Source organism: Thermomicrobiales bacterium (genome assembly GCA_037045155.1).
GTDB lineage: Bacteria > Chloroflexota > Chloroflexia > Thermomicrobiales > CFX8 > JAMLIA01.
The window spans coordinates 518,330-544,543 of sequence record JBAOIG010000002.1 but is presented as its reverse complement, the minus strand read 5'-3'; the positions used below and the strand labels follow the sequence as shown (position 1 = coordinate 544,543).

24 protein-coding genes are annotated in these 26,214 nt (G+C 64.1%); 13 read left to right on the top strand and 11 right to left on the bottom strand.

The features are described from left to right. Positions 1-68: 68 nt before the first annotated feature. The 7 genes from V9F06_02710 (at position 69) to V9F06_02680 (ending at position 6,682) form a co-directional block, all read left to right on the top strand. The gene (locus tag V9F06_02710; GenBank protein ID MEI2616539.1) at positions 69-1,409 is read left to right on the top strand and encodes a GAF domain-containing sensor histidine kinase; all 1,341 of its coding nucleotides are present in this window, start codon (positions 69-71) and stop codon (positions 1,407-1,409) included. 728 nt (positions 1,410-2,137) lie between these two features. Then, complete coding sequence (locus tag V9F06_02705; GenBank protein MEI2616538.1) at positions 2,138-2,875, top strand: hypothetical protein; 738 nt, start codon at positions 2,138-2,140, stop codon at positions 2,873-2,875. A 67-nt stretch (positions 2,876-2,942) separates the two neighbouring features. Further along, positions 2,943-3,602, top strand: coding sequence for a response regulator transcription factor (locus V9F06_02700; GenBank protein ID MEI2616537.1), 660 nt, complete (start codon positions 2,943-2,945; stop codon positions 3,600-3,602). Between the two features lie 133 nt (positions 3,603-3,735). Beyond that, positions 3,736-4,242 carry a hypothetical protein gene (locus V9F06_02695; GenBank protein ID MEI2616536.1) on the top strand — a complete coding sequence of 169 codons (507 nt, stop codon included), beginning with the start codon at positions 3,736-3,738 and terminating at the stop codon, positions 4,240-4,242. A gap of 53 nt (positions 4,243-4,295) precedes the next feature. Beyond that, positions 4,296-5,405 (top strand): copper oxidase, encoded by a 1,110-nt coding sequence (locus V9F06_02690; GenBank protein ID MEI2616535.1) that lies wholly within the window; start codon positions 4,296-4,298, stop codon positions 5,403-5,405. 126 nt (positions 5,406-5,531) lie between these two features. Next, positions 5,532-6,011, top strand: a complete 480-nt coding sequence (locus V9F06_02685; protein ID MEI2616534.1) for a hypothetical protein — start codon at positions 5,532-5,534, stop codon at positions 6,009-6,011. A gap of 101 nt (positions 6,012-6,112) precedes the next feature. Further along, entirely contained in the window at positions 6,113-6,682 is a 570-nt protein-coding gene (locus V9F06_02680; protein ID MEI2616533.1) for a GAF domain-containing protein, read from the top strand. Here V9F06_02680 and V9F06_02675 read toward each other — a convergent pair. Continuing rightward, a complete protein-coding gene (locus V9F06_02675) occupies positions 6,661-6,966 on the bottom strand; it encodes a hypothetical protein (GenBank protein MEI2616532.1) in 306 nt (101 codons plus the stop codon). The genes V9F06_02680 and V9F06_02675 overlap by 22 nt on opposite strands. 159 nt (positions 6,967-7,125) lie before the next feature. On the opposite strand from V9F06_02675, the gene V9F06_02670 reads away from it, so the two are divergent. The 3 genes from V9F06_02670 to V9F06_02660 all read left to right on the top strand — a co-directional run bounded on the left by V9F06_02670 (position 7,126) and on the right by V9F06_02660 (position 8,859). Beyond that, a complete protein-coding gene (locus V9F06_02670; GenBank protein MEI2616531.1) occupies positions 7,126-7,695 on the top strand; it encodes a GNAT family protein in 570 nt (189 codons plus the stop codon). Further along, complete coding sequence (locus V9F06_02665; protein MEI2616530.1) at positions 7,692-8,090, top strand: hypothetical protein; 399 nt, start codon at positions 7,692-7,694, stop codon at positions 8,088-8,090. The genes V9F06_02670 and V9F06_02665 overlap by 4 nt, the downstream gene beginning before the upstream one ends. A gap of 148 nt (positions 8,091-8,238) precedes the next feature. After that, positions 8,239-8,859 (top strand): hypothetical protein, encoded by a 621-nt coding sequence (locus V9F06_02660; GenBank protein ID MEI2616529.1) that lies wholly within the window; start codon positions 8,239-8,241, stop codon positions 8,857-8,859. A 37-nt stretch (positions 8,860-8,896) separates the two neighbouring features. Here the strand turns inward: V9F06_02660 and V9F06_02655 are convergent, their stop codons facing one another. The 3 genes from V9F06_02655 to glgP all read right to left on the bottom strand — a co-directional run bounded on the left by V9F06_02655 (position 8,897) and on the right by glgP (position 14,793). Next, positions 8,897-9,775, bottom strand: a complete 879-nt coding sequence (locus tag V9F06_02655; GenBank protein MEI2616528.1) for a DinB family protein — start codon at positions 9,773-9,775, stop codon at positions 8,897-8,899. An 83-nt stretch (positions 9,776-9,858) separates the two neighbouring features. Then, the gene (metE, locus tag V9F06_02650; protein ID MEI2616527.1) at positions 9,859-12,138 is read right to left on the bottom strand and encodes a 5-methyltetrahydropteroyltriglutamate--homocysteine S-methyltransferase; all 2,280 of its coding nucleotides are present in this window, start codon (positions 12,136-12,138) and stop codon (positions 9,859-9,861) included. Between the two features lie 57 nt (positions 12,139-12,195). Further along, a complete protein-coding gene (gene glgP / locus V9F06_02645; protein ID MEI2616526.1) occupies positions 12,196-14,793 on the bottom strand; it encodes an alpha-glucan family phosphorylase in 2,598 nt (865 codons plus the stop codon). A gap of 120 nt (positions 14,794-14,913) precedes the next feature. On the opposite strand from glgP, the gene nfi reads away from it, so the two are divergent. Together nfi and V9F06_02635 are read left to right on the top strand one after the other, a co-directional pair. Continuing rightward, positions 14,914-15,624 carry a deoxyribonuclease V gene (nfi, locus tag V9F06_02640; protein MEI2616525.1) on the top strand — a complete coding sequence of 237 codons (711 nt, stop codon included), beginning with the start codon at positions 14,914-14,916 and terminating at the stop codon, positions 15,622-15,624. Between the two features lie 149 nt (positions 15,625-15,773). Next, entirely contained in the window at positions 15,774-17,201 is a 1,428-nt protein-coding gene (locus tag V9F06_02635; protein ID MEI2616524.1) for a CUAEP/CCAEP-tail radical SAM protein, read from the top strand. A gap of 72 nt (positions 17,202-17,273) precedes the next feature. Here V9F06_02635 and V9F06_02630 read toward each other — a convergent pair whose 3' ends face one another. The 7 genes from V9F06_02630 to V9F06_02600 form a co-directional block, all read right to left on the bottom strand. Further along, the gene (locus V9F06_02630; GenBank protein ID MEI2616523.1) at positions 17,274-18,095 is read right to left on the bottom strand and encodes an ABC transporter permease; all 822 of its coding nucleotides are present in this window, start codon (positions 18,093-18,095) and stop codon (positions 17,274-17,276) included. 59 nt (positions 18,096-18,154) lie between these two features. Beyond that, a complete protein-coding gene (locus tag V9F06_02625; protein MEI2616522.1) occupies positions 18,155-19,078 on the bottom strand; it encodes an ABC transporter permease in 924 nt (307 codons plus the stop codon). Between the two features lie 22 nt (positions 19,079-19,100). Further along, positions 19,101-20,243 carry an ABC transporter ATP-binding protein gene (locus V9F06_02620; GenBank protein MEI2616521.1) on the bottom strand — a complete coding sequence of 381 codons (1,143 nt, stop codon included), beginning with the start codon at positions 20,241-20,243 and terminating at the stop codon, positions 19,101-19,103. Between the two features lie 25 nt (positions 20,244-20,268). Then, positions 20,269-21,528 (bottom strand): ABC transporter substrate-binding protein, encoded by a 1,260-nt coding sequence (locus V9F06_02615; GenBank protein MEI2616520.1) that lies wholly within the window; start codon positions 21,526-21,528, stop codon positions 20,269-20,271. Positions 21,529-22,003: 475 nt separating this feature from the next. Then, positions 22,004-22,666, bottom strand: a complete 663-nt coding sequence (locus V9F06_02610; GenBank protein ID MEI2616519.1) for a TetR/AcrR family transcriptional regulator — start codon at positions 22,664-22,666, stop codon at positions 22,004-22,006. A 1-nt stretch (position 22,667) separates the two neighbouring features. Further along, entirely contained in the window at positions 22,668-24,872 is a 2,205-nt protein-coding gene (locus tag V9F06_02605) for an MMPL family transporter (protein ID MEI2616518.1), read from the bottom strand. Positions 24,873-24,882: 10 nt separating this feature from the next. Next, entirely contained in the window at positions 24,883-25,302 is a 420-nt protein-coding gene (locus tag V9F06_02600) for a hypothetical protein (GenBank protein MEI2616517.1), read from the bottom strand. Between the two features lie 105 nt (positions 25,303-25,407). Here V9F06_02600 and V9F06_02595 point away from each other — a divergent pair, with 105 nt between their 5' ends. Then, entirely contained in the window at positions 25,408-26,157 is a 750-nt protein-coding gene (locus tag V9F06_02595) for a Crp/Fnr family transcriptional regulator (protein MEI2616516.1), read from the top strand. The last annotated feature ends 57 nt before the right edge of the window (positions 26,158-26,214 follow it).

Here is a 26,214-nt window from a genome sequence, read left to right as displayed (position 1 = left end):
ACTGGCGTGGCACACTCAAGCTGCGGGTCGGATGTCGGGCACGTTGCCGAGCGGAGGTTGCGTCGTCAATGACTCTCCAGCGCCTCAAATGGGTGTCGATCGTTGCACCGATCCTGTTCATCGTTGCGATCGAGCTGGCCCGCCGGGTGATCTTCCGCGACCTGCTCTCCGGCTGGCCGGGCTACCTGCTACTGGCCGGTGTCATCCTGATCGGCGTCCTCTTCTTTTCGGAGACGATCTTCAACGTCATCGACCGCACGCAGGAGCGGCTGGAGCAGACCAACCGCGAATTACTCGCGCTCCACGAAGCCGGGCTCGATATCACTGGCGACCTGCGGCTCGATCGCGTCCTCCAGGGCGTGGTGGATGAGGCGCGGGGGCTCGTTGGCGCGCGCTATGGCGCGCTCTCGTACCTCGACGAACAGGGGGTGATCGAGCAGTTCCTGACCTCGGGAACGGAGCCGGAGCAGCACTCGACGCTCGGGCCGCCGGCCGGCAGCGTTCTGGGCAACCTGGCTGCCCATGCTGCCACGACGGATAACCCGGACGGCCAACCTGCGGCTCAGAGCCGGTTGGCTGTGCCGATCGCTGCTCATGGTGTTGTTCTCGGCAACCTCTATCTGACTGAAAAGGTGGGGACGTTCGAGTTCAACCAGACCGATGGGGAGACACTGGCTCGCTTCGCCACCCAGGCGGCATTGGCGATCGAAAACGCCCGGCTGCACCATCAGGTCCGCGAGCTGGCTGTCGCCGAAGAGCGGGAGCGGATCGCCCGCGAGATTCACGACAGCGTCGCTCAGGTGCTTGGTTATGTGAACACGAAGGCACAGGCTGCCGGGGCCTTACTCGACGCGGGCGAGATCGAGCGCGCCACCGTCCAGGTTGGCCAACTCGGGCAGGCCGCCCGCGACGCCTACGCCGACGTCCGCGAACACATCCTTGGCCTGCGAGCAACGGGCGACGCCGATCGACCGTTCGTCGAGACGCTCCGGCTCTACCTGGAGACATGGCAGCAGCAGAGTGGCATCCGGGTCGCACTCGTCATCGACCCCAGCGACCGATTCGAGGCGTCGCTGCCCGAGACCGGCGAGCTGCAGCTCCTGCGGATCATTCAGGAGGCGCTGGCCAACGTCCGTAAGCACGCCGGGGCGACTCATGCGACGGTTGCGCTCGGCCTTGGCACAGGCTGGGTGGAGGCGCGCATCACCGACGATGGCCAGGGATTCGACCCGGTGGCAAGCGCCCGCGGCGCAACCCCCCGCTTCGGCCTCACCACCATGCGCGAACGCGCCGAAGCCGTCGGCGGCCTTCTCACGATCGAGACGAACGCCGGCGAGGGGACGACGGTCGAGGTGAAGCTGCCGATGGGGGCGAGACGGGGTGAGACGGTTCGGCGCGGCGAGCACTAAGAATCGATGCGTGCGTTCAAGCGGTGATGATACGGACGTCACAGACCGGATTTGCGTCTAGCATCGCATTCTGGTACACCGAGAGCAATTCATTCGTCCAGTCCTCCGGCTGAGCAGGAACACCATGGATGCCTGCAAGGACGTCACCCTGCTCATGGTGCCCATGAAACAGGAGGTCGAAGATGGGTTCACGATTCCTCGGAATCGCCGTTGGTCTGCTCATCGTCGCCGCTGGGCTACTGCTGCCTCAAGCACAGGTGGCCAAAGCAACGGACACGTCGACGTACTGCGAAACGAAGTATTACTGCGCCTACATCTCATACTCTGCACCGAGCGGAACTAGCAGAACGATCAACGGTCGTCTGTACAAGGGCAGCCGAGGATGCCAGATTGATGAGTTCAACAACTACACGTGTGGGGCAGAGAGATGGCGCTACGCATACTTCTCAGATGACTATCAGTGGCCCGGTGATTCGACATGGTACAACGACCGGACAAGTTCTGGATCGTGGTACTACAACGATACATATGATTATTGGCGCTGCGATTGCGTCTCGAATTCGATGGCAGGTGATGCTTGGCGAGTCCGGAATGCCGCTCAATTCTACGAAAGCGGATACTACTGGCATGTTCCCGGCTCGGGCGCATGGATATGGTACTTCTAGTCTTCGCCCGCTCTTCGAACTCGGAGAAGCCGATAGCACATTGCGCATCTACGAGGAGGTATCGTGATGCAGCCGTCACGTCGTCGACGCATTGGACGTGGTCAGAACATCGCCGCCGGACTGGTGCTGCTCGTAGCAAGCGTACTTGTTATGGCCATCGTTATGTCGCAATACGTCGCTGGCAGTGGATCGTCGCTGCCATCGACTGATACACAGGGAAGTGCCTTCCTCTCAGAGCCAGCCGTCAGAGGCGACTGGCCGCGCCTCTCGGTGACCTACCGCATGGGCAACACAGTTATCCGGCTCGACTACGAGGACGCCAGGCACTGGCGAAAGGAAATACTGGAGAGCCGCGATGACCCGGCTCTGACAGGCACGGTGATGGAGTTCGACGACTCGACCTATCGTGAGCACCATGCGGACACCATCGATGCAAGCACGGGTCAGGCATCGGTTTACGAAGAGCCAGTGACCGGAGGAATCGAAGTGCCGGAGCGCTGGCTGCATCCCGGATTCGCGACAGTACTTCAGCAGAAGCACTTCGTTGCCAGTATGGGTGAAACAACGGGCATCGCCGTCTATCGGCAAGTGTTCCCGGCGGTGAAGTGCGCCGTACAGGAGCCTGGCCACCCACCGATACCCCAGCCAGCCGCCTGCGAGCACGGTGACACCTATCGCGAAGTCGAGACCTGGACCTTCCGCACCGACATCACACCGCCGATGGCCATCACCGGGCGCTCCGAGGCCGACGGTCAGGTGCAATGGCAAGTCGAGGTGCTGAGCGTCGAACGAGTGCCGTAATCAGCCGCTCCTCCCGGCCCGTCAATGGCACACTTCCTCTCGACGCTACGCGCGCCGGGAGGAGCCGATGAGAGTTCTGATTGCCGACGATCATGCGCTGTTTCGGGATGGGCTGCGCAGCCTGCTGGAGGCGCGCGGTATCGATGTTGTCGCCGAGGCGAAGAACGGCCGCGAGGCAGTCGAACTAGCGCGGAGCGAGCAGCCCGAAATCGTTCTGATGGACCTCGCCATGCCGGACGCCGGCGGGCTAGCAGCGACGCGGATCATCAGCGCCGATCTGCCGGACGTTCGCGTCGTCGTCCTGACGGCGTCCGAAGACGATGCGGACCTGTTCGAAGCGATCAAGTCCGGCGCACAGGGGTTCCTGCCGAAGGACATCGAGGCGCAGCGACTCTTTGAGCTGCTCGACGGCGTCATCCGCGGCGAGCCGGCCCTCACCCCTGGCCTCGCTCGTAAGCTACTCGACGAGTTCGCCCAGCCAGACACTCCGCGCCCGGAACGCCCATCGACCCAACTGACCGATCGTGAGCGCGACGTGCTGAAGCTGCTCGTGCAGGGGATCACGTCGAATCGCGAGCTGGCGGAGCGACTGGTCATCAGCGAGAACACGGTGAAATACCACCTGCGCAATATTCTGGCGAAGCTCCACCTGGAGAATCGCGCACAGGTCGTTGCTTATGCCCTGCGTCATCAACTCGTCTCCCCGCCTGATCTCGATAGCAACTGATTCCCTACCCCGTCGAATAGGCAGGCCTACCCCGCCCCGCATACAGAAAACTACCCACCCGGTCGTGTCATACGCCACCTGCGCGGTTGCACGATTAGGTGCGCGCGATCAGGCGCGCCCACGAAGCGCGATTGTGCGGCAAACCATCCTGAGAACCAGTATCCAGCGCATCACTCCGAACCTGACGACACGACCCAGCGCAGCACTGCGAGCATCAGTCCGCTCGCCGTGGCTCTGGCTTGCCGTCCGAATATGGGTTGGCTGGTACTGGCTCGACGCCGGCCGCGACACTGTCGGCGGCGCGCACCAGCTCGCCGCCACCCTGACGGTTGGGCAGACGCTCATCGGGATCGCGATCCTCCTCGGGCTTCTGACCGGGCTATCGGCACTTGCCGGGCTGGGATTGGCGGCGACATCCGGGCTGGCGAGCGCGGATCCGATCGTCGCGCTGCTGGCGATCGGCCTCGTGCTCGCCTGGCGCTACGCGGGCGGTATCGGTCTGGACCGATGGATCCTGCCGCTTGTCGCCGATCGGCGATCGGTCGCGTTGTCAAGACGCCAGCAGGGGCATCCTGGCCGGCACATTCTGAATCTCGACACGCCCGGGCTGGGGAACGCGCCCAGGCGAGAGTCGAAATAACAGGCGTTCCACAGATCAGTGGCGCAGCTTCACTCGAAGGGGGCAATCACACGATGTCGATCAAGAACGAGACAAGCCGGATTACGCGGCGCAACTTCGTTGGGCTCGTCAGCGCGGCCGGAATCGGCGCGGCGTCAGCCGCTGTCTTCGGCGCCGCTGCCAATCCCGACCGCGAAGTTATCCACGGTATCCCGGTCGTCGCCTCGTCCGCGCCGGGCGGCGCCACCAATCCTGGCCACGACGATCATATGGCCAGCGGCGCAGCGACGCCTGTCGCCGACGGCTCGACCGTCGACGACATGGATGCGATGCACGAGGCCGGGATCAAGTCGTTTCCGGCCCCGACCGAGGGACTCGGCGGCCAGCCACTCGAGCATGAGATGGACGGGGATGTCAAGGTCTTCCGTCTGACTTGCGACCCGGTCAAATGGGAATACGCGCCCGGGCAGTACGCCGATGGCTACGCCTACAACGGCGTCATCCCTGGCCCGGAGATCCGCGTCACCGAGGAAGACAAGGTCCGCGTCCATGTGACCAATAACCTACCAGAGAGCACGGCGGTCCACTGGCACGGGCTGATAATCCCGAACAACATGGACGGCGTGCCATTCATTACGCAGCCGCCGATCAAGCCGGGCGCCGAGTTCGTCTACGAGTTCCAGCTCCGCGCGGGCAACACCGGCTCGAACATGTACCACTCGCACCACAACGCGGCCGAGCAGGTGACCAAGGGCCTCCTGGGCGCATTCATCATCGAGCCGAAGGACCCCAAGAAGTACGGCGAGTTCGACCGCGAATACACGATCATCCTCAACGACGGCCCGATCGGCGGGTTCACGCTGAATGGCAAGAGCTTCCCGGCGACCCAGCCGGTCACCGCGAAGAAGGGTGAGAAGGTCTTCATCCGCTATATGAACGAAGGCCTGATGATTCACCCGATGCACCTGCACGGCATGCCACAGCTCGTCGTGGCCCAGGATGGCTGGGTTCTGCCGCAGCCCTACTACTGCGACACGCTCAACATCGCCCCCGGGCAGCGCTTCGACGTCATCGTCGACGCCACCGAGGTCGGCGCCTGGGCGTTCCACTGCCATATCCTCTCGCACGCCGAGTCGGCACACGGGATGTTCGGGATGGTAACGGTCTTCATCGTCGAGGAGTAAGGCGTCCGGCGCGGGTAAGCGACACACAGACATTTCTGTGGGGCAAACTGGACGCGATGGCCGGCTGGGGAGCAATCCCCCGGCCGGCCGCGGCGTGGCACACTCTCGGCGCAACGAGGGAGTGTCGTGGACCCGCAGATCGAACCGACAACACCGGATCCAGCAACCACCGAAGCTGGTAGCACACCATTCTGGGCATCTCGCCCGCTACTGTTGGCGCTCGGGCTGTTTGCCGGCGCGCTCGTTATCATCCTCGTCCTCGTCGCTCGCGCTGGATCCGGCGGAAGCTCGCTCGACGCGCGGCTGTTGACACTGGAGCTCTCGTATCCAGCTGGTCAGACGGCCGTCGCCAACATCAACGGACAACCGGCCGCTGCCCAGGCTGGCGCAACGGTCACCTGTCGGGCCGTCGACGGTCATCAGCGGCTGGGACGCGCGACGGTCAACAGCGACGGCAGCTTTGATGTCGCGCTCGACCCCGGCCCATGGCCGATTGACTCCCTCACCGGCGACGGAGCGAAGACGATCAATGCCCGCGTTGAGTGCCGCGCCGGCAGCGGCGACTGGGTCAAACCCCTTCGCCAGCCACGCGTGCGAATCAGCTAGCCGCTCCGGCTACGCGCCTCGGGTCAATTGTCACGACATTGATACGCTGGATGGCGGTATTGCAACCAGGCTGTAACAGATCTGGCTGCAGACTTGATTGCATGGATCTCGATCGTCCCTCCCACCCTCAATCGTTCAGTCTCGATTACAGAGCGATCGCCGACCCAGCCCGGCTGGATGTCGTCGCGTCCACCGGCCTGCTCGGCACGGTTGGCGAAGCTGCGCTCGACGAGATCGTGCAGGGAATGACACGCGAGGGCATTGCGCCGATCTGCGCCATCATCATTGTCGATGCTTATCGCATGGTCTTCACGAGCAGCGTCGGCCTGCCCGAACCGTGGCGGACACTCCATGAAGCACCCCTCGCGCGGTCGCGCAGCCTGCTCGTCGTCGCCTCCGGCCAGCCGGTGATCATCGACGGCGCCCGAGACTCGCCGCGCGATGTGGCGCCGATGGCGATGGTGGACAGGGGTATTAGCGCATGGCTGGGGATGCCGCTTCTTGGGACGGGATATCAGGTCGTGGGCGTCCTCGCGCTGATGGATGAGCAGCCTCGATGCTGGCTGCCCAGCGCGCGGCGCCTCGCGGATATCGGCGCAGCCCGCGCCAACGTGGCCATCCAGCAACGGATCGCGAGGAGACGAGCGGCTCAGTCCCGGCCGGCCGAGTAGGCTTTCCCGGCAGAGCGCGCGTGAACCATCCCGGCAGGGGTCAGCCGGAGCCGGCGCAGCGGCCGGGGAGATTCGTCCCAGCTGAGATATCCGTCGGCGACGAGTTGATCGATCGCCTCTTCACTTGTGTCGATCGGGGAGCGAAGCCCCGAAAACCAGAGAACATTGTGATGATCGGGGTAGCGCGCTACGAGGATGCTCTCGGTCCGTGTTCCGTGCCACGACCCGGCAAGCTTCGCCAGCAGATCGTTACAGTCGTTGCTCCAGTTTCCAGCATCGTTCATCTCGTCGCCCTTTTCGCCCGATCGCTACCTGCCCTCCACGATATCGCACCGCGCGTGACAGTCGCATGACGCGCCAAGCCCGGGGCATATACGTATCGTGACAATTCGTGTCGGCCCGGTCCGTGGCACAATCCGGCCGCAGACGATGGAGGCGCGATCATGCGCGAATCGCAAACACTCGATACGCCAGAGCTCGAGACCGAACGGCTGCTGCTCCGCAGATTCAACCCGGCCGACGAAGACGATATCTACCGCTACTGCCGAGACCCCGAAGTTGCCCGGCTGACCTCATGGGATCCGCACCGATCGATCGACGATACGCGCCGATTTCTCGACTGGGCGCTGACCCGCTACGAGGAGGGGACCGGCGGCCCGTGGGCGATGGTGCTCCATGAGACAGGCATGGTCGTCGGCGCGTTCGGCCTTACCGTCGTCTGGCCCCATCTTCGCGGCGAGGTCGGCTACTGGCTTGGCCGGCCGCTCTGGAGGCAGGGGCTGACGACCGAGGCGGGCCAGGCCATCCTGCGCTATGCCTTTCACGATCTGGAGCTCAACCGCGTTGAGGCACGCTGCGAGGCGGAAAACGCGGCCTCCGAACGCGTCATGCAGAAGCTCGGCATGTCGTACGAGGGCCTCATGCGGCAGCAGATCTTTGTCAAGGGAGTGTTTCGCGACATGAAGCTGTACGCGCAACTTCGGTCCGAGTGGCGGGGCGGCAGCCCGCGATGATTGCTCCCCAACCACGGTCGGCGGGCGACCCGGGGCGCGCGATCGTCGGCGTCGGCTTTCTTGTGGTCGTAGCCGTCGCGCTCGCGTTGATCGCCCTCGGGCTCGATCGTCCAGCGGAGGATGTGACCATCCGCGAGCTCTGGCTGCGGCCGGAGGCATACGACGGCCGGCATGTGTCGGTGCAGGGGACGCTGCGCGTCTTTCTGGCCGGCGCCCCACTCCAGCACTACGCCGTCGAGGACGCGCTTCATCATCGAGTCGGCATCAGCGGGGTCGACCAGTCGCGTCTCGATCAGCTGGTCGGCCGGCCGGTCAACGTCGCCGGAGTCCTGCGCATCAGCCCCCTCTGGGGAATCCTGATCGAGGTCACCACGATCGAGGAGCCGCCGCCATGACCAGCCCGCTCGATCGACCTGTCAGAAGTTCACAATCTGTTTGCCAGATTCGTCCAGCGGTGCATTGCCTTTCGTTCAGTTACAACAGATAATTCCGAACGCATCTCCGGGTCTGAGCGCCAGAGCGCGATTACGATGGAGGCCAGTCATGAGCGCTGGGGAATCGACAAGTAAGCCAGGTATCATCGTTCAGGACTTCACCAATCCCGAGGACGTTGTGCGAACGATCCAGGGGCTTCGAGCGGCCGGGTTCACTGCTGACCAGATCCGGCTCGCAAGCGCCGATGAGGCCGCGCTCAAGGCGATCGAGGATCAGACCGAAGAACTCTCGCGTGAGGGATTCTTCGAGCAAGCCCGCGAGGCCATTGGCGACTTCATTGAGCGTATCCGTGGGCATGAACCACCCGCCGAGACGCCCGGGCTTCAGCCGGAGACCGCCAAGGGGCACATCCTCCTCAGCATCGACGCTGGCGACAAGGCGGAGCTGGCACACACCGTCATCCTCAGTGGATTCGAATATACGGGAGTCCAGCACCCGACGGCTGGCCATCACCCATTCCTCGACGGCAGCACCGGCTCCGGCGCGGGTGTGGCAACCAGCCTCGGCACCGCCACCGGTATGACGCCGGGCGCGGGCTACGAGGGCAACACCGGCTCGACTGCCGGGAGCAGCGCCGGAGTCCTCGGCCAGTACGCGCCGGGCGCAGACACTCCGGATGCCAACGATGACTTCCCCGGCCACAGGAAGCACAGCGAATCGTCCAGCTAGAACGCATGCGCGCGGGCGGGCCAGGAGCCTGCCCGCGCTACACGTCGCGCGCCTCTCGGCAACGCTCCTCCAACTCGGCGAGATGCCATTGCTCATGCCTCACCAGGTATGAGAGTTGCTGCGTGACGGTCAGGCGGCCGAACTCGGGGTGGATACCCGCGCGACTCCACGCCTCGGGCACAATCGCGGCAAACTGCGCGACCGTTCCCAGCCGTGCCTCGGCCAGATCCTCCAGTAGCGCCGCCACCGGCGGCGATAGCGACTCGTCGGTTGCGCCGATGTCGTTTGGATCGATCGACTCGAGTTGCGGCTCATCCTCGTCGAGCATCCGCGCGGCGCGGCCGACCAACAGGCGCTCCGCGCCCAGAAGATGTTCGAGAATCGCACGCAGCGGCCAGACACCATCGTCGGCGCGGGCATCGCTGACACCCGCAGTGATCGTCTGAATATCAGCCAGGTTCTCCTCCATCGCCGACAGGATCTCCGATGGCGCGAGGGGCGTGGCGTACCAGACGGAGGGCGACGGCTCAAAGGTCAGCCGGCGCGCCCGGCAAACAGGACAGACGGCCTGCTTCTCGCCGAGCATGATCTCTCCGCACGAGCGGCAGACGAAGGTCAGCGGGGTGTCCTCCAGCGTCGGGATGCCGCCGGCCCGCGCCGTTTCCAGTGCGTGTGCCATCGCGCCCGCAATCGCGTTCCGTCCGGTCGCGCGGAGGTCGGCGATCGCGGCGTCCATCTCTTCGTAGAGGCCGCTGGCCGGCCGAGGTCGCACAATCGTCGCCCGTGCTCCCTCTCCGAAAGCCGCCGCGCGGAACAGACGGGCGATGTTGTACTGCCCCTCGTCCTCCAGCCCACGCGCGATCGCTAGCAGCCTGATCGTCCGTGTGCCGGCGTCGCGGCGTTCTTCGTCGGTCATCGTCCTGCCTCCTTCGTTACACGACAGCGGCCCCGGCATATCGTGCCGGGGCCGCTACGAGTCAGCGCATCATCGTGTTGGCGCTAGCTTGCGGCTTTCCGAAGGTCCTTCGCCGCTGCGACCATATTGGTCAGGCTCGGCCAGACTTCCGCATTGCCACGCGTCTTCAGTCCGCAGTCCGGGTTGACCCACAGATGTTCGGCGCCCAGAACGCGTGTTGCGTTGCGCAGCCGTTCGACCATCTCGCCGGTCTCGGGGATCTGCGGCGAGTGGACATCGTAGACGCCCGGGCCGATCTCACGCTCGTATTTGTTGTCGGTGAATGCCTTCAGCAGCTCTTCGTTCGAACGCGAGTTCTCGATCGAGATGACATCGGCATCCATCGCCGCAATCGCATCGATGATGTCGTTGAACTCCGAGTAGCACATGTGTGTGTGAATCTGAGTGCCGGGCTGAACGCCGCTGGACGCCAGCCGGAACGCGTGGACCGCCCAGTCGAGATACTCTTGCCATTCGGCGCGACGCAGTGGCAAGCCTTCGCGGAGCGCCGGCTCGTCGATCTGGACGATACCGATGCCTGCCGTCTCCAGATCCAACACCTCATCGCGCAGCGCCAGAGCGATCTGGTTGGCCACCTCGGCGCGCGACAGATCTTCGCGCACGAACGACCAGTTGAGGATCGTCACCGGTCCGGTCAGCATGCCCTTCATTGGCCTGCTGGTTCGCGACTGAGCGTAGGTGCTCGTTGCAACCGTCATCGGGTGTGGGCGGTAGACATCGCCGACGATAATCGGCGGGCGGACGCAGCGCGAGCCGTACGACTGGACCCAGCCATGCTCGGTGGCGATGAAGCCGCCGAGCTGTTCGGCGAAGTATTCGACCATGTCAGTTCGCTCGAACTCGCCGTGGACCAGGACATCAAGGCCGATCTCCTCCTGCCGGCGAATCAGATCGTCCATCTGGGATTTGACCCAGGTATCGTACTCCTCGGCGGTGATCCGCCCTGACCGCAGTCGGGCACGCATCGAGCGCACCTCGCCGGACTGCGGAAACGAGCCGATCGTCGTCGTCGGGTAGGCCGGCAGACCCAGTCGCCCCTGCTGCTCACGGATACGATCGGCGAATGGCGTCGCCCGCTGAGCGTCCGCTGCAGTCAGCGCGCGGAGCCGCTCCTGCGTTCCTGCGTGGTGTGCATCAGATCGCTGTCGGGCATCAATCCGGACGCGGTCGGCATCCAGCTCGGCGCGGATCGCCTCGCGCCCCTCGTTGAGCCCCTTCGCCAGAGTGCTGATCTCCTCGAGCCGCTGATCGGCAAAGGACAGATCGGCGAGGACTTCGGCGTCGTGACTTGTCTCCAGCCTCACGTCGTGCGGCAGGAAGAGCAGCGAGCAGGAAGGTCCGATCGCGAGCCCATCCTTCCGGCCCAGCTTGTCGACGATTCGCTCGAGCGTGCCGAGCGTCGCGTCGAGATTCGTCCGCCAGACGCCGCGACCATTGACGACCCCGGCGTTCAGCACTTTGTCGGCCGGGAATCCCTTACCCAGCAGATCGGTCTGGTTCCCCGGCGTGCGGACGAGATCAAGGCCGATGCCGTCCACCGGCAGCGCCATTACCGCATCCCAGCTCGAGCCAAGCGAGCCGAAGTAGGTTTGCAGCATGATCTTCGGCCGCGCGCTCGAGGCGGCAAGCGCGCCGTAGACCTCAGCGAAGAGCGCCAACTCCCCGGCAGCGCGATCCTGGACCAGGCACGGCTCGTCGATCTGGACCCACTCAGCGCCCGCCGCGGCCAGATCTGCCAGCAGTTGCTGATAGATCGGCACGATCTGCCGGACATGCTCGGCGATCGGGAGTTGGTGGTACTTGCCGAGCAGCACAAAGGTGACCGGCCCGACCAGGACCGGTGTCGCCCGGTCGCCGACAGCCTCGCGGGCCTCACGATAGGCATCGACAGGAGCATTGCCGGTGCGCACCGGGGCCGGCCCGTTGAACTCGGGGACGAGATAGTGGTAGTTCGTGTCGAACCACTTCGTCATCTCGAGCGCCGCGGCGTCGTCGCCACCTCGAGCCATCGCCGAGTAGGTTGCCAGTGACACCGGCTCGCCGGGCGTATGGCCAAAGCGCTCCGGCACAAGGCCGAGCACACACGACATATCGAGCATGTGATCGTAATACGTAAAGTCGTTGCACGGGATGTGGTCGATCCCGGCATCGAGCTGGACCTGCCAGGCGGCCGCGCGAATGCCGGCCGCGACTTCGCGCACCTCATCCTCTTCGGCCTTGCCTGCCCAGTATCGCTCGATCGCGCGCTTGAGTTCGCGCTGCCTGCCAATTCGCGGATAGCCGAGGTTTGACGTTTGCGCCATCAGTCTCCCATTCTCCCTGTCACAATGCGCTACTCTGCTCGCACGACGATTAGTATGTCACGCGCCGTCAGGCGCCTCCGCCCAGGTGATCAGCCCCGGCACGTATGGTGAGCACAGGCAGTCGTGACGTGGCAGAACTCGGACGGTATAACCGTGGATTCCGCTGGATCGCGCCATCGGCGCCGACAGCTGATAGATGTAGCCGCCGGCCGCCGCAGATGACTGGACGACCATCGGCGACGACGTCGGATCAACGAGCTCGCCCGCGGCATTGACCCGGCCCGCGTAGAGCTCGACAGTGACATCCTCCGGCCTGAGCGCCCCGAGATGCACGAGCGCCTGGGTGTGAAGCGCCGAGCCAACCTCAAGCGTCGAGCGGGCATCACCATTGACCGCCTCAACTCGGACCTCCTTCCAGCCGTCCGTCACTCGCGCGCGCCAGATGGCCAGGTCCCGCGCGCCGTTCATGTCATCCGCGGCCATTGTTTCGGCCATGGCCAGCGCTGGCAGATAGAACTGCTCGGTGTAGTCACGCACCATACGCAGCCCGCTGACGAACGGGCAGAGGCACTCGATTGCCGCGGCCATTCGCGCAATCCACCGGCGCGGGAGGTTGTCCGCCCCACGGTCATAGAAGGTGGGGATAATATCCCGTTCGAGGACATCGTAGATATCCTCTGCTTCGACCTGGTCCTGGAGGTCCCAGTTCGAGTAGGTCTCACCACGTCCGATCGCCCAGCCTGCCGGGTCGGCCGTGCCCGAGTGCTCGCGCCAGGCCTCATCCCACCAGCCATCGAGGGTGCTGAAATTGAGGTTGGCATTGGCGGAGGCCTTCATGCCACTCGTTCCGCTGGCCTCCATCGGCCGGCGAGGATTATTCAGCCAGACATCCACGCCCTGCACGAGCCGCCGGGCAATCGCAATATCGTAATCCTCCAGGAAGACGACCCGATGGCGTAGCTCTGCCCGGCGCGATGCCACGACGATCTGGCGGATCAGCTCTTTGCCGGCATCGTCGCGGGGATGTGCCTTGCCGGCGAAGATGATCTGGATCGGCCGGGTAGCGTTGTTGATCAGCGCAATGAATCGGTCAATATCGCGCAACAGCAACGTCGCCCGCTTATACGTCGCGAACCGCCGGGCAAAGCCGATCGTCAGAATTTCGGGGTCGAGGACCTCGCCGGCCCGCTTGATCTCCACCTGCGCCGCGCCATGCTGGTCGAGCTGGGCTTGTAGCGTCTCGCGGATATTCAACACCATCTCTTCACGATGACGTTCGTGGATTCGCCAAAGCTCCTCGGGCGGGATCTGGCCGGCCTGAGCCCAGATCTCCTTGCCCGTCGGCTCGCTTCGCCAGCGGGGCCCGATGTACCGATCGTAGTAGCTGGCCATCTCCTCCGAGACCCAGCTCGCCAGATGGATGCCATTTGTGACATGGCCAATCGGAACCTCGTTGACAGGCACGCCCGGCCAGAGCGCCTGCCACATATCGCGCGACACCTTGCCATGCAGCTCGCTGACACCGTTGGTGTAGGCAGACATCTTCAGCGCCAGGATCGTCATCCCGAATAGCTCGCCCTCGTCGGTCGGGTTGATGCGGCCCAGAGCCAACAGGTTGGCGCGTTCCAGCCCGAATTCGGCCGCGTACTCTGTCAGGTATCGGTCGATCAGCTCGGCGGGGAAGGCATCGTGGCCGGCCGGCACCGGTGTGTGCGTCGTGAAGATCGTGCCGGCCGAGGCAGCCTCGCGAGCCTCCTCAAACGTCAACCCGTGCGCGGACATCAGCGCGCGCGCCCGTTCCAGAGCAAGAAACGCGGAATGGCCCTCGTTCATGTGATACACGGTCGGCTCGAGGCCAAGGGCGACGAGCGCGCGACAGCCGCCGATCCCAAGGACAACCTCCTGGCGGATCCGCATCTCCAGGTCGCCGCCATAGAGCTGATCGGTGATGCCGCGATCCTCTGGGAGGTTCTCGGGGATGTTCGTATCCAGCAGATAAAGCTGGACACGGCCCACCCGGGCGAGCCAGACCTGAGCGATGACCTCGCGTCCGGGGTGTGGGACGCGGACAGTCAGTGGCCCGCCGGTCGAATCGTGCACAAGCGTCAGCGGGAGGTTGTGGAAGTCGTTCTCCTCGGAGAACTCCTGCTGCCATCCCGCATCATTCAGTGTCTGCCGGAAGTAGCCCTGCTGGTACAACAGGCTGATTCCCACCAGCGGCACGCCCAGATCGCTGGCCGACTTCAGGTGATCGCCGGCCAGCAGGCCAAGCCCACCCGCGAAGATGTTCAGACAGTTGGCGACGCCGAACTCCGGAGAGAAGTAGGCGATGCACGGCTGCAGGGTCTGACCGTGAGTCCGGGCATACCACGTGCTTGTCGCCCCCATGTAGGCGTCGAAGTCGGCGGCGACACGCTCCAACTGCAGGCGGAAGCCTTCGTCGGCGGCAGCCTCTTCCAGACGGGACTGATCGATCGCGCCGAGCAGGCGAACAGGATTTTGGTGTGTGCTCTCCCAGAGATCCGGATCGAGCCGCGCGAAGAGGTTTCGGCTTGGCCCATCCCACGACCAGCGCAGGTTCACTGCGATGTCCCGCAGTCGATGCAACTCCGGCGGGAGCACCGGGACGATCGAGAAAGTTCGAATCGGCTTCATGATCTCATGTTCCTCTGAATATCATCGAGTTTCAGCAGACGACACCCAGCGCCCGCCTCAACCGTCAAGGATACCGCCAGCCGGCAATGAACTACGACCGGTATGCGCAGGAAACGACCAATGAAGATCACTCCGCTTCATAGTTGGGACGTAACACCGAAGGAAGCGGCTGAAATCCAGCGCAACCTGAGCGGGACACTCGATCTGCGCGACGGCCTCCGACTGGACAATATCCGCACCGTCGCGGGTGTGGACAACGCATACTCAGGGCGTGGTCGTGCCGCGATCGCATACGCTGTCGTGGTCATCCTGTCGTTCCCGACGCTGGAAGTCATCGAGACACGAGCGCAGGTTCAGCCCGTCACGTTCCCCTATGTGCCGGGGCTGCTCTCGTTCCGCGAAGGGCCGGCCGTCGTCGCTGCCTTCGAACAGGTCGAGAACAGGCCAGATGTCATTCTGTTCGACGCGCAGGGGATCGCCCACCCACGCAGGTTCGGCGCGGCGGCGCATCTCGGCCTCGTTCTCGGGCTGCCCTCGATCGGCTGCGCCAAGAGCCGGCTCGTCGGTGAATATGCCGAGCCTGGCGACACCTTCGGTGACCGTAGTCCGCTATGCATCGACGGTGAAGCCGTCGGCGCGGCCGTCCGCACTCGTCCCGGTCACACGCCGCTGTTCGTCTCTCCGGGCAATCGCGTCAGCATCGAGACTGCCATCGCGATCACGCTCGCCTGTTGCCGCGACGGGCGGTTCATGCCCGAGCCAACTCGCCTCGCCGATCGGCTCGCCGCAACGACGAAGCGGGATGGAACGATCGGGTTCGGAGCACGATGAAACCGATCAGCCTCTCGCCATCGACCGCCACACGTAGCCTGTCCGGATCTGGCCCGGCGGCAACCTCGTCCACTGGCGTTCCCAGCACATCCGACGTACTCTTGCCAGAGGCGCTGGAATCGGCAACGGCGAACGACGACGAGGACGGGATGTCCCAGGCAATCATCGAAACTCGTGAGCACACCTCTTTCCGCACACGCGGAGCGATCTTGCTGATCTCGTGCTACGAGCTCGGCCATCAGCCACTCAACCTGGCGTTCCCGCTGGCGACCCTTCGCGAAGCCGGCTATGACCCGCTGGCCCGCGACACATCGGTCGAGCCGCTCGACGACGCGGAGATCGCCCGCGCCTGTTTCGTCGCCATTTCGGTGCCGATGCATACTGCGCTTCGCCTCGGGGTTCAGGTGGCCGCGCGCGTCCGCGCCATCAATCCGGCTGCGCCAATCTGCTTCTACGGCCTCTACGCCTGGATGAATGCCGACTACTTGCTCGACGGCTACGGCGACTACATCATCGGCGGCGAGCAGGAGCGTCCGCTGCTCGATCTCGTCCGCGCGATCGAGCGCGGCGATGACACGCTGCCTTCGGGAGTCGGCGATCGTGATCATCGCGTCCCGCCGGTGATCGAGCGGACGTCGTTTGCAATGCCGGCCCGCGACGTGCTCCCACCGCCGGAAAAGTACGCCCGCCTGCTGATCGATGGCCGGGCAGTGCCGGCCGGCTACACTGAGTCAACTCGCGGCTGCCACCATACCTGTCGTCACTGCCCGGTCGTGCCGATCTACGGGGGGCGGTTCTTTGCCATTCCCCGCGACGTCGTGCTGGAGGACATCCGCAGCCAGGTGCGCCAGGGGGCCGGCCACATCACCTTCGGCGATCCCGACTTCCTCAACGGCCCGACCCACGCGCTGCGCGTCTGCCGTGCATTGCATGCGGAGTTCCCGCACGTGACTTTCGACATGACGACGCGCATCGAGCACATTCTCGAGAATCGTGATCGATTCACCGAGTTTAAGGAGCTCGGCTGCGTCTTCGTTCTGACCGCGGTCGAGTCGATCAGCCCGCTGGTGCTGGAGAGAATCGACAAGGGCCACACCAAAGCGGATATCATCGCGGCGCTGGCAGTCCTCGACGATGCCGGAATCACGATGCGGCCGTCCCTGCTGCCATTCACTCCGTGGACAACGCTCGACGACTACCTCGAGCTCCTGACCTTCTTCGAAGAGCACGATCTCGCCAGCAACGTCGACCCCGTTCACTTCTCGATCCGCCTGCTGGTGCCACCCGGCTCGGCGCTGCTCGATCAGCCCGAGGCCGCGGAGTGGGTCGGCGCGCTCGATGCGGCCGCGTTCACCTGGACGTGGAAGAATCACGATCCCCGGGTAGACGCGCTCCAACGCGAGGTCGCAGCCATCGTTGAGGGCGCGGAATCCGCGTCGTGCGAGCCGGAGGAGACGTTCGAGCGAATCAAGGCCGCTGCCTGGGCAATGGCCGGCGTCGCGCCTCCAACGGTCGAGCGCAAACGCACTCGTCCGCCGGGACAGCCTCCAAGGCTGACCGAATCGTGGTTCTGTTGAGCGGAGCCAACCGCGAGCCAGTTCGGCTCGCTCCCCTCCTGAATCACCAGAGGAGTGCCCGCCTGTATTGCGTCAGGCGACTTCCACCGCCTCCTCGGCCACTACGCTGGTGCGCATGCGCTCAGAGCGTCGCCTCAGCATCTCGGCGCTAAAGAACAGCGAGCCAGTGATGATGATCAACAGCGTTGAGACGGCGGCAATCGTCGGGTCGATCTGGAACCGGATACTGTCCCACATCTTCCTTGGCAGCGTCACCGCGCCGGTTCCCGAGATGAAGATCGCAACGATCAGCTCATCCCACGACGTGATGAAGGCGAACAACGCGCCGGCCAACACCCCCGGGCGGATGATCGGCAACGTCACATGCCAGAACGTGCGCAGTCGGTTCGCACCGAGGTTCATCGCCGCGTACTCCAGCCGCTCATCGAAGCCGTACAGCGTGGCCGTGACGTTCACGACGACGAACGGCACGGCCAGCGCCGTGTGCGCCGTAATGAGCGCGATCGGGCGTCCAACCAGCCCGAGCTGCGCATAGAAGAAGTAGATCCCGATTGCGACGATGATCGCCGGGACAATCAGCGGCGAGACGATGAATGTGTTGACGACACCCCGGCCGGGAAACCGGCCGCGCACCAGCCCGATTGACGCAAGGGTCCCGAGGATCGTGGCCAGAATCATCACAACAGACGCCACCCAGAAGCTGAGAATGGCAGCGCTCACCCAGTCCGAGCGTGTGAAGAAATTGCGATACCACTGCAGGCTGAATCCCGGTGGCGGGAAGGTCAGATACTGCGCCGAGGAGAACGACAACGGAATAACCACCAGGACCGGGAACACGAGATAGACGAGCACCATCGCGCAGAAAACATACAGAATCAGGCGCGGGACGGACACCGACCGTCGTCGGCGGCGGGCTCCGGTTGCCATATCAGCGGGGCGGGCAGGGGCGCTCGTCATGAGGAGGTCCCTCCGAAGATATTCTCGACCCCGAGGATACGGTTGAACAGCGTGAAGATCCCTAACGCGCCGATCAGCAGCACCGCGGCGAGCGCCGATGCGAACGGCCAGTTAAGCAGCGTGTTGACTTGCTGCTCGATCAGCACGGAGATCATCACGTCGCGCGGCCCGCCGACCAACGCCGGCGTGATGAAAAAGCCAAGCGAGAGGATGAACACCAGCAAGCAGCCAGCCGCGATCCCGGGCAGCGAGAGCGGGAAGAAGATCCGCCGGAACACCTGGTCAGGTCGCGCTCCGAGCCCCTCGGCCGCCCGCATCAGGTTGCGGTCGATGCCGCGCATGACACTGTAGAGCGGCAGCACCATGAAGGGCATCAGGATCTGGACCATCGCGATGTAGACCGCAAGGCGAGTGTTCAACAGACGCAGCGGCTCGTCGATCGCCCCGATCCAGATCAAGAAGTTGTTGATAATCCCGAATCGGCCGAGCAATACCATCCACGCATACGTCCGAACGAGGATGCTCGACCAGAATGGCACCAGGACGAGGATCATCAGCAGGTTCGCCCGCGAGCTGCTGATCGACGCCAGCAGATACGCTAGCGGGTAGGCCAGGAACAGTGTCACGATCGTCACGACGAGCGAGATCTGGACGGTGATCCAGATCACCCGAACATAGATCGACTCCTGGAAGATCTGCGCAAAGTTGTCGAGCGTCCAGGTTGGCTGGCTGACACTGCGAAAGAGCATTGCCAACACCGGGTACCCGTAGAAGAACGCGAGGTACAGCACAATCGGCAGCACCAGCGCGAGGTAGCGCAGTTGCACGCCACGGCGCTGACGGGCCAGCGCTCGCGCGTTGGCAATTCGTGATGGTTGCGTGTCGCCCGGGGCGGTCATCGTCGCTGATGGCTGCGCCACGAGATCCTCCGTTCGTCCGCGCCTATTGGGCTGCGACGACGCGCGTGTCCTCGACATGGCAAACAATCCGGACGCGCTCGCCGGGGTCATGGGCCGGCACACCAAACCGCTGCTGCTGGCGCAAAACCATCTGCGTGCCGGCGTCGGTCGCGAGAATGTAGCGCCGCATGTCGCCAACGAACGTCGCCTCGACAACGGTGACATCGAGGACGTTCTCTGCTGCGTCATCGGCACTCGGTTGTCCGGGAAATGCGAGCTTCTCTGGCCGGATCGCGACGACCGCCGGATCGCCGGCCTGTAGGCCATCCAGAGAGATCGCTTTGAGCGTCGCCCCGTCCACACGAATCGTCTGAACGCCGTTGGCGCTTTCAACAACGACGCCGTCGAAGAAGTTCGATTCGCCGATGAACGACGCTACGAATCGGTTGCGGGGGCGATCGTAGAGGTCAATCGGATCGCCGATCTGTTCGACACGCCCGTTATTCATCACCACGATGCGGTCGGACATGATCAGCGCCTCTTCCTGATCGTGGGTCACATAGATGAACGTGATGCCCAGATCCTGGTGGAGGCGACGGATCTCCAGCTGGAGCTCCTCGCGCAGCTTTTTGTCCAGCGCGCCAAGCGGCTCGTCCATCAGCAGCACGCGAGGGTTGAAGACGATCGCGCGCGCCAGGGCGATCCGCTGCTGCTGACCACCGGAAAGCTGGCGTGGGTAGCGCCGGTCATAGCCGGGTAGCTTGACGATCTCCAGCACCTCATGCACTCGCCGCTGGATGGTCGCCTTATCGACCTTGCGCATTTTCAGCGGGAACGCGATGTTCTCCGCCACGGTCATATGCGGGAACAGCGCGTAATTCTGAAAGACCATCCCGATATTGCGTCGAAATGGCGGGACGGTCGCGACGGGGGACGAGTCGATGTAGATCTCGCCGGATGTCGGGATCTCGAACCCTGCGATCATCATCAACGTGGTGGTCTTGCCGGACCCACTCGGCCCGAGCATGGTGATGAACTCGCCGGCTTCGATGTCGAACGAGACATCCTGCACGGCCGCAACAGCGTCGAAACGCTTGTCGAGGTGATGGATCCGCACAGTTGCCCCGCTTGGACCGGCGGACTGCGTTGCCGCACCCGCAGGCTGCGTGGCTGCCTCCGTTGCCATGCTCGTCTCCCGTCGCCGTCCGCTGCTAGCCGAGGATGAAGGTGTTCCAGCGCTTGAGCACCTCTTCGCGGTTGTCGGCCCACCAGTTGTCGTCCAGGAAGAACAGCTGCTCCTTGTGTTCTGGCGCGGTTGCCAACGTGCTGGCGATTTCTTTCGGGATGTAATCGATCGACTTGTTATTGACGAAGCCGTTCGGGTAGAGCATCGAGAGCCGTGCCTGTGAGATCGGGAGAGTCGAGAAGGCTGCCAACTTCTGGGCGTTTTCCCGGTTCGGCGCGCCCTTCGGAATGCCCCAGACATCGAAGGCGAGTTCCCCCTGATTCCAGGCGATCTCGACCGGCAGGTTCGGATTCTGCTTCTGCAGCGTCAGGATCCGGCCACTCCAGGCCTGAGCAAGGACAGCCTCCTTGTCGGCCAGCATCTGAACTGGCTGCGCGCCGGCATCCCACCATTTGACGACGTGCGGCTTGATCTTCTCCAGTGACGCGTAGGCCTGATCGATATCCATCGGATAGATCTTGTCTTTGGCCACGCCATCCGCCATGACAGCCGCCTCGAGGAATGGCAACAGGCCGCCGGAGCCACCTTCCATCGCGCGGGGGCCGGGGAACTTCTCAGCATCCCAGAAGTCGGCCCATCCGTTCGGCGTGCCACTGAATGCGTCGGCGCGATAGGCATAGATCAGCCCGTATGGGTTCATCGCGATGGCGTTCTTGTGGCGGAATGCCTCGTCGATGTTATCGACATCGACGAGATCGTAGTTGATTGGCTCCCAGTAATCGCCCTGTCGCTCGAGCGCGATGATCCCGTCAAGGCCGACCTCGGGCAGATCCCACTGAACGTTGCCGGTGTCAACCATCGCCTTGATCTTGGCGAGGTCCGGGCCTTCGGCTTCCTTGACGGTGATGCCGCACAGCTCCGTGAACGGCTCGAAGTACGCCTTACGCTGGGCTGCCTGATATGCACCGCCGAACGAGATCGCGACGACCTCGCCGCTTCCCTTGAGCTTCTCTGGCACGTCTTCGGGTTTCATCATCGGCAACTCGATCTCGGCTGCTGGCGAGCTTGCACCCGGTGACGAGGTCCCCGACCCGGCGCTGCCGCTCGTCGCGGTCGGCGTCGTCTGCGAGTTGCCACACGCTGCCAGAATCATCGCCAGTGCACTACCGCCGATTGCGTAGCGAGCGCTAAGCCGGAACAGTTCCCGTCGCGAGTACGCGTCCGCCTGGGGCGAGCGGCCCCGTAGCGATAGCAGGAACTGAATGTGTCGTTCGAGCGGATCCATATGGTTGCCCTCCGTCACTTCACAGCATCAATGACCCACTTGCGTGTCATCAAGCGTCGCAATCGGGGAAACAGCAGCGCGACGCCAATATCACCTCCTTCAGCAGTCCCCATGCGCGCCGTTTCGGCGTCGCCACGACAACCACGGGTAACGCAGCCTGACCGTAGCGTATGCGCATCAGCAGGCGTCTGCTCTGGATCGGTCACTTCATCGTGGACGACATTACGGGGTCGATCGCAAGTACGAGACCACAATGTCAGCAGGTGCCAGGAAGCGATCGGGGGTCCGTGCGTCGGCAGCGACATCGCTACGCGCACGCATCTTCGGTGAATGCGTGCAGGTACGGTAGGCCACATGTAGCCATCGTGTCAAGACATATTGGGTCTGTGGAATCTCGCGCCGGGAGGACACGTCACGGAGGCTACGATTCGGGGTCGCCGATGGGCTGCCGGCCATCCCCCGCTGCCGGGCCGTTCTATCGACGCGGGGTGATGCCCGGCAGAAGCGCGGTGACGATCCGATCGACGACAATCGCGTCTACCTCGGGATCCTGGCCTGGCTGGTGGCTGAGAAAGTGGATCAGCAATCCGCCCTGCAGCGCTTTTCCGACGGCTCGTCCATCGATGTCCTTGCCGGCCTCATCACGGGTGTGACGGGTGTCGATGAATGAGCCAACCGCGCCGACCACGTCATCGAGCAGGCGACCGAGCATGACGCTGATCTCCGGGTCGGACGCCGCCTCGCTCAGAAGCGTGAGGACAAACACGCGTCGCTCGCGCAGCAGTCGCAAGAACTCGCCGCCCAGTTGCAGGAGGACCGCCTCGACCGGCGTCGAGTCGGCCGCGTCGAGAATGCGCCGATACCCAGCGAACGGCGCGTACACCTCCAGCACGGCAGCCAGCAGATCAGCCTTGTTGCCGAAATAGTGGTAGAGGACCGCTTCGGTAACACCCGCAGCCCGCGTGATGTCACGCACCGACGTGGCGCGATAGCCTCGCTCAGCGAAGAGTGTGAAGGCGACATCCAGCAGTTGCTCGCGTCGGCGCGCGGCCTGTGCCTGCCGAGCGCCGGTTGTTCGCGCCGCCAGAGACTCCTCCCTCCACTCCTGCCAGGCAGGATACCGCGCAGGTGGAAACACGTCAGTCTGTCTCGACCGGAGTTGCCGTCTGTTCAGAAGGCACAGGCTGGGGCATCTCCAGCGACAGACGTGGCAGACGTCGGTCAATCCAGGCCGGCATGTACCAGTTGGCCCGGCCAAGCAGCCCGGTGATTGCTGGGACCAGCAGCATCCGGATGATCGTCGCATCGACGAAGACCGCCACGGCCAGCCCAAGACCGAATTCCTTAACGATTCGCGAGTCGCTGAGGGTGAACGAGAGGAAGACGACGACCATGATGCCCGCCGCCGCGCTGATCACTCGCGATGTCGTTGCGCTGCCGTGGCTGACCGACGCCCGGCTGCCTCGCCCCTCCAGCCAGGCTTCATGGATTCTGCTCATCAGGAAGACCTCGTAGTCGGTCGAGAGGCCGAACAGCACGGCGAAGAGCATCATCGGCAGGAACGACTCGATCGGCCCGGTCCGGTCGATCCCGAACAGATGGGAAAGCCAGCCCCACTGGAAGACCGCGACCAGGACGCCATAGGCTGCCGCGATCGACAACACATTCATCACCGCCGCCTGCAGGGGAACCAGTAGCGATCGGAACACGATCGCCAGCAGCAGCATGCTGACGCCGATGACGACGAGGAAGAAGATCGGCAGGCGGCTGGAGATCCGGTCGCCGATATCGATAAATGCCGCCGTCGGGCCGCCGATCGACGCCTCGACACCACTGCCCGCCAGGGCCGGCGGGACGACATCTTTCCGCAACCGATGGACGAGATCCTGTGTCTCGGAGGACTGTGGCGACGTCGTCGGGATGATGGTGATGATGCCGGTGTCACCAGCCGGATTGAACACCGGCGGAGCGACACGGGCGACGCCCGGCTGCTCGCGCAAATCGGTCACCAACTGGTCGACGGCAGACGGGTCGGTCGCGCCACGTGTGTCGACGACAACCGCGAGCGGACCGTTGAAGCCGGGGCCGAACCCCTCTGTCAGCAGATCGTAGGCCCGCCGGCTGGTCAGCGCGGTTGGCCCGTTGCCTGCGTCGGCCGAGCCGATGTGCATATCCAACGCCGGAACCGCGAGCACGAGAAGGAGCGTCAGACCGGTGACGATCACCAGCCAGGGCCGGCGCTGCGAGAACTCGGCCAGCTCGTACCAAATCCCCTTCTCATCAGTCGATCCGCTCGCATGGAACCATGGGATGCTCCAGCGGTCGATGTTGTGGCCCAGCGCCGCTAGCAACGCCGGCAGGATCGTGATCGCCACGATGACCGCCAGAGACACGACAATCGCCGCGGCGATGCCGAGCGCCGCAACGAAGGGGATGCCCATCGTCGCCAGGCCCAGCAGGGCGACCACGACGATCGAGCCGGCGAAGATGATCGCGCGGCCGGCGGTGTCGATCGCGGTGACAATCGCCGTCTCGACGCTCTCGCCGCGGTGCAATCCCTCCCGATAACGGGTGACGATAAACAGCGCGTAGTCGATCCCGACACCGATACCGATCATCGCGGTGAACGCGCGCGTCTCGGTGTTGAAATCGAGCCATAGCCCCAGAATGCCGATAATCAGCACGCTTGCCATCAGACCGGAGAATGCCGTGATGAGTGGCAGACCCATCGCAACAAGCGAGCCAAACGCCAGCAGGAGGATGACGATCGCTGCCGCGACGCCGATCATTTCCGATGAACCCGGCGGCTGCTTCTCGGAGACGGTAATAACCTGGCCGCCCAGCTCAACCTGCACGCCCGGCTGGATGGCGCCATCGCGCAACCCCATCAACGCGTCAACGCTCGACGATGGCACCCTGTCCGCCTGCTGGGCGAACTGGACGACGATCGCGCCGATCCGCCCATCGGCCGAGATGGCCGGCGGCTTCGTGTCGTACGGAGACACTACCCCAACGACACCGGGGACGGCAGCCGCGTCACGCGCCAGCCCCTCGACTGTCGCCCGGATAGCGGGGTCGTTCAGGCCTGCGTCGGCGCGGACGACGATCGTCGCGCTGTCGCCCGACTTGCCGGGGAAACGCTCCTGGAGAAGGTCGATTGCCCGCTGCGACTCCGCTCCCGGAATGTTGAAGCTGTTGACGAAGTCGCCGTGGCCGGCGCGGTAGACACCGACCAGGGCGACGAGGACGAGCGCGCTGCTCGCCAGGACGAGCCAGTGCCGCCGGACGACGAACGCCGCCCAACGACCGAGCCAGCTCGACGACCTCGGAGATCGATCATTCATCGACGTGCCTCTATCCTGCCTGCTTTGTCACTGGCGTCGAGACGATATCAGCCGCAGTTCGCGGAAGATGGACGAGGAGCGCGATCAGGACGACCTCAAGCCCGACCTGCGTGAGCTTGCTCACTGCCGCGTAGGCCTCCAGATCCGACCGGCCGGCGATCAGTGAGATCATGTAGATGACCATGACCAGTGCGTTGGCGATCGCGCCAGCCAGCACGAGCCGCCGGTTGAGCCGGCGGATCAGCCATCCGCCGGCGAAGTAAGCGAGGGCGGCGACCAGCATCACCCCTCGCGGTGGGGACGCGAGGTCATCCGGCGCGATACCAGCGCCGATGAGGAGGTAGATCGCGCCGGTCATCCAGGCCAGGAGAACTCCCGCCCACGCGAGCGATGGTAAGGCGGGCGACGAGCGCTGCTGCGTCATGGTCATTTCGACTCCTTTCAGGCTGTCGAGAATAGTAAACGCCATTTAGTAAAGTGAGTGTAGTATCATCGTGATGCGCTGTCAAGCGGAGTGAGTGAAGGGGCACAAGCGATGGCCAACCGCCGGTCCGTTCCGCAGATTGTCGAGAGCATCAGCCCGGCCAGCTGCACGGTGGATCACCGGCTGGAGGTGCTCCGCGGCCTGCCGTTCTTTCATGATCTGTCTCACGAACGCCTGGAGGAGATCAACCGCCAGTTCCGCTCCTACGACGTGGAGGCTGGGGCGACGATCTACATGAGCGGCGACAGGACAGAGCGCCTCTATGTCGTTGCCCACGGACGCGTGAAGCTGTTGCGCCATAGCGCCAGCGGCGAGGACACGCTGCTCGATATCCTGGCGACCGGCGAGATGTTCGGCACGCTCGCTGCCCTCGGCGATGTCACCTACCCCGACACCGCTGAGGCGCAGACCTTCTCCTGCGTGCTCGGCATCGGCGCCCACGACTTCCAGGCCATCCTCGACCGCTCACCGGACGTCGCATTGCGGGTGCTCGGCATCGTCGCGAAGCGCCTGCAGGAAGCGCACACAACGATCTCGCAGATCAGCACGACTCCGGCTGAGGCTCGCGTTGCCGCGGCGCTGGTCAAGCTCGCTGGGAAGCTCGGCGTCCCCGACGAACGCGGCACGCTGATCCAGACTCGCATTTCGCGGCAGGACATTGCCGCGATGACCGGCACGACGACCGAGACAGCCAGCCGGGTGATGAGCCAGCTCCGCCGTGACGGCGTCATCGAGAGCGGCCGGCAATGGATCGTCGTCATCGACCTTCCCCGCCTCACCGAAATCGCTGAAATGGCGTAAGCCAGAAGAGCCCCGTCCCCCATCTCCCGTCCCTCATCCCCCATCCCCCCGCTAATT

Coding starts and splice junctions, on each gene's coding strand:
- V9F06_02710 (MEI2616539.1), top strand. CDS start 69: ATGACTCTCCAGCGCCTCAAATGGGTGTCGATCGTTGCACCGATCCTG.
- V9F06_02700 (MEI2616537.1), top strand. CDS start 2,943: ATGAGAGTTCTGATTGCCGACGATCATGCGCTGTTTCGGGATGGGCTG.
- V9F06_02690 (MEI2616535.1), top strand. CDS start 4,296: ATGTCGATCAAGAACGAGACAAGCCGGATTACGCGGCGCAACTTCGTT.
- V9F06_02680 (MEI2616533.1), top strand. CDS start 6,113: ATGGATCTCGATCGTCCCTCCCACCCTCAATCGTTCAGTCTCGATTAC.
- V9F06_02675 (MEI2616532.1), bottom strand. CDS start 6,966: ATGAACGATGCTGGAAACTGGAGCAACGACTGTAACGATCTGCTGGCG.
- V9F06_02670 (MEI2616531.1), top strand. CDS start 7,126: ATGCGCGAATCGCAAACACTCGATACGCCAGAGCTCGAGACCGAACGG.
- V9F06_02665 (MEI2616530.1), top strand. CDS start 7,692: ATGATTGCTCCCCAACCACGGTCGGCGGGCGACCCGGGGCGCGCGATC.
- V9F06_02660 (MEI2616529.1), top strand. CDS start 8,239: ATGAGCGCTGGGGAATCGACAAGTAAGCCAGGTATCATCGTTCAGGAC.
- V9F06_02655 (MEI2616528.1), bottom strand. CDS start 9,775: ATGACCGACGAAGAACGCCGCGACGCCGGCACACGGACGATCAGGCTG.
- metE (MEI2616527.1), bottom strand. CDS start 12,138: ATGGCGCAAACGTCAAACCTCGGCTATCCGCGAATTGGCAGGCAGCGC.
- glgP (MEI2616526.1), bottom strand. CDS start 14,793: ATGAAGCCGATTCGAACTTTCTCGATCGTCCCGGTGCTCCCGCCGGAG.
- nfi (MEI2616525.1), top strand. CDS start 14,914: ATGAAGATCACTCCGCTTCATAGTTGGGACGTAACACCGAAGGAAGCG.
- V9F06_02635 (MEI2616524.1), top strand. CDS start 15,774: ATGTCCCAGGCAATCATCGAAACTCGTGAGCACACCTCTTTCCGCACA.
- V9F06_02620 (MEI2616521.1), bottom strand. CDS start 20,243: ATGGCAACGGAGGCAGCCACGCAGCCTGCGGGTGCGGCAACGCAGTCC.
- V9F06_02615 (MEI2616520.1), bottom strand. CDS start 21,528: ATGGATCCGCTCGAACGACACATTCAGTTCCTGCTATCGCTACGGGGC.
- V9F06_02605 (MEI2616518.1), bottom strand. CDS start 24,872: ATGAATGATCGATCTCCGAGGTCGTCGAGCTGGCTCGGTCGTTGGGCG.
- V9F06_02600 (MEI2616517.1), bottom strand. CDS start 25,302: ATGACCATGACGCAGCAGCGCTCGTCGCCCGCCTTACCATCGCTCGCG.
- V9F06_02595 (MEI2616516.1), top strand. CDS start 25,408: ATGGCCAACCGCCGGTCCGTTCCGCAGATTGTCGAGAGCATCAGCCCG.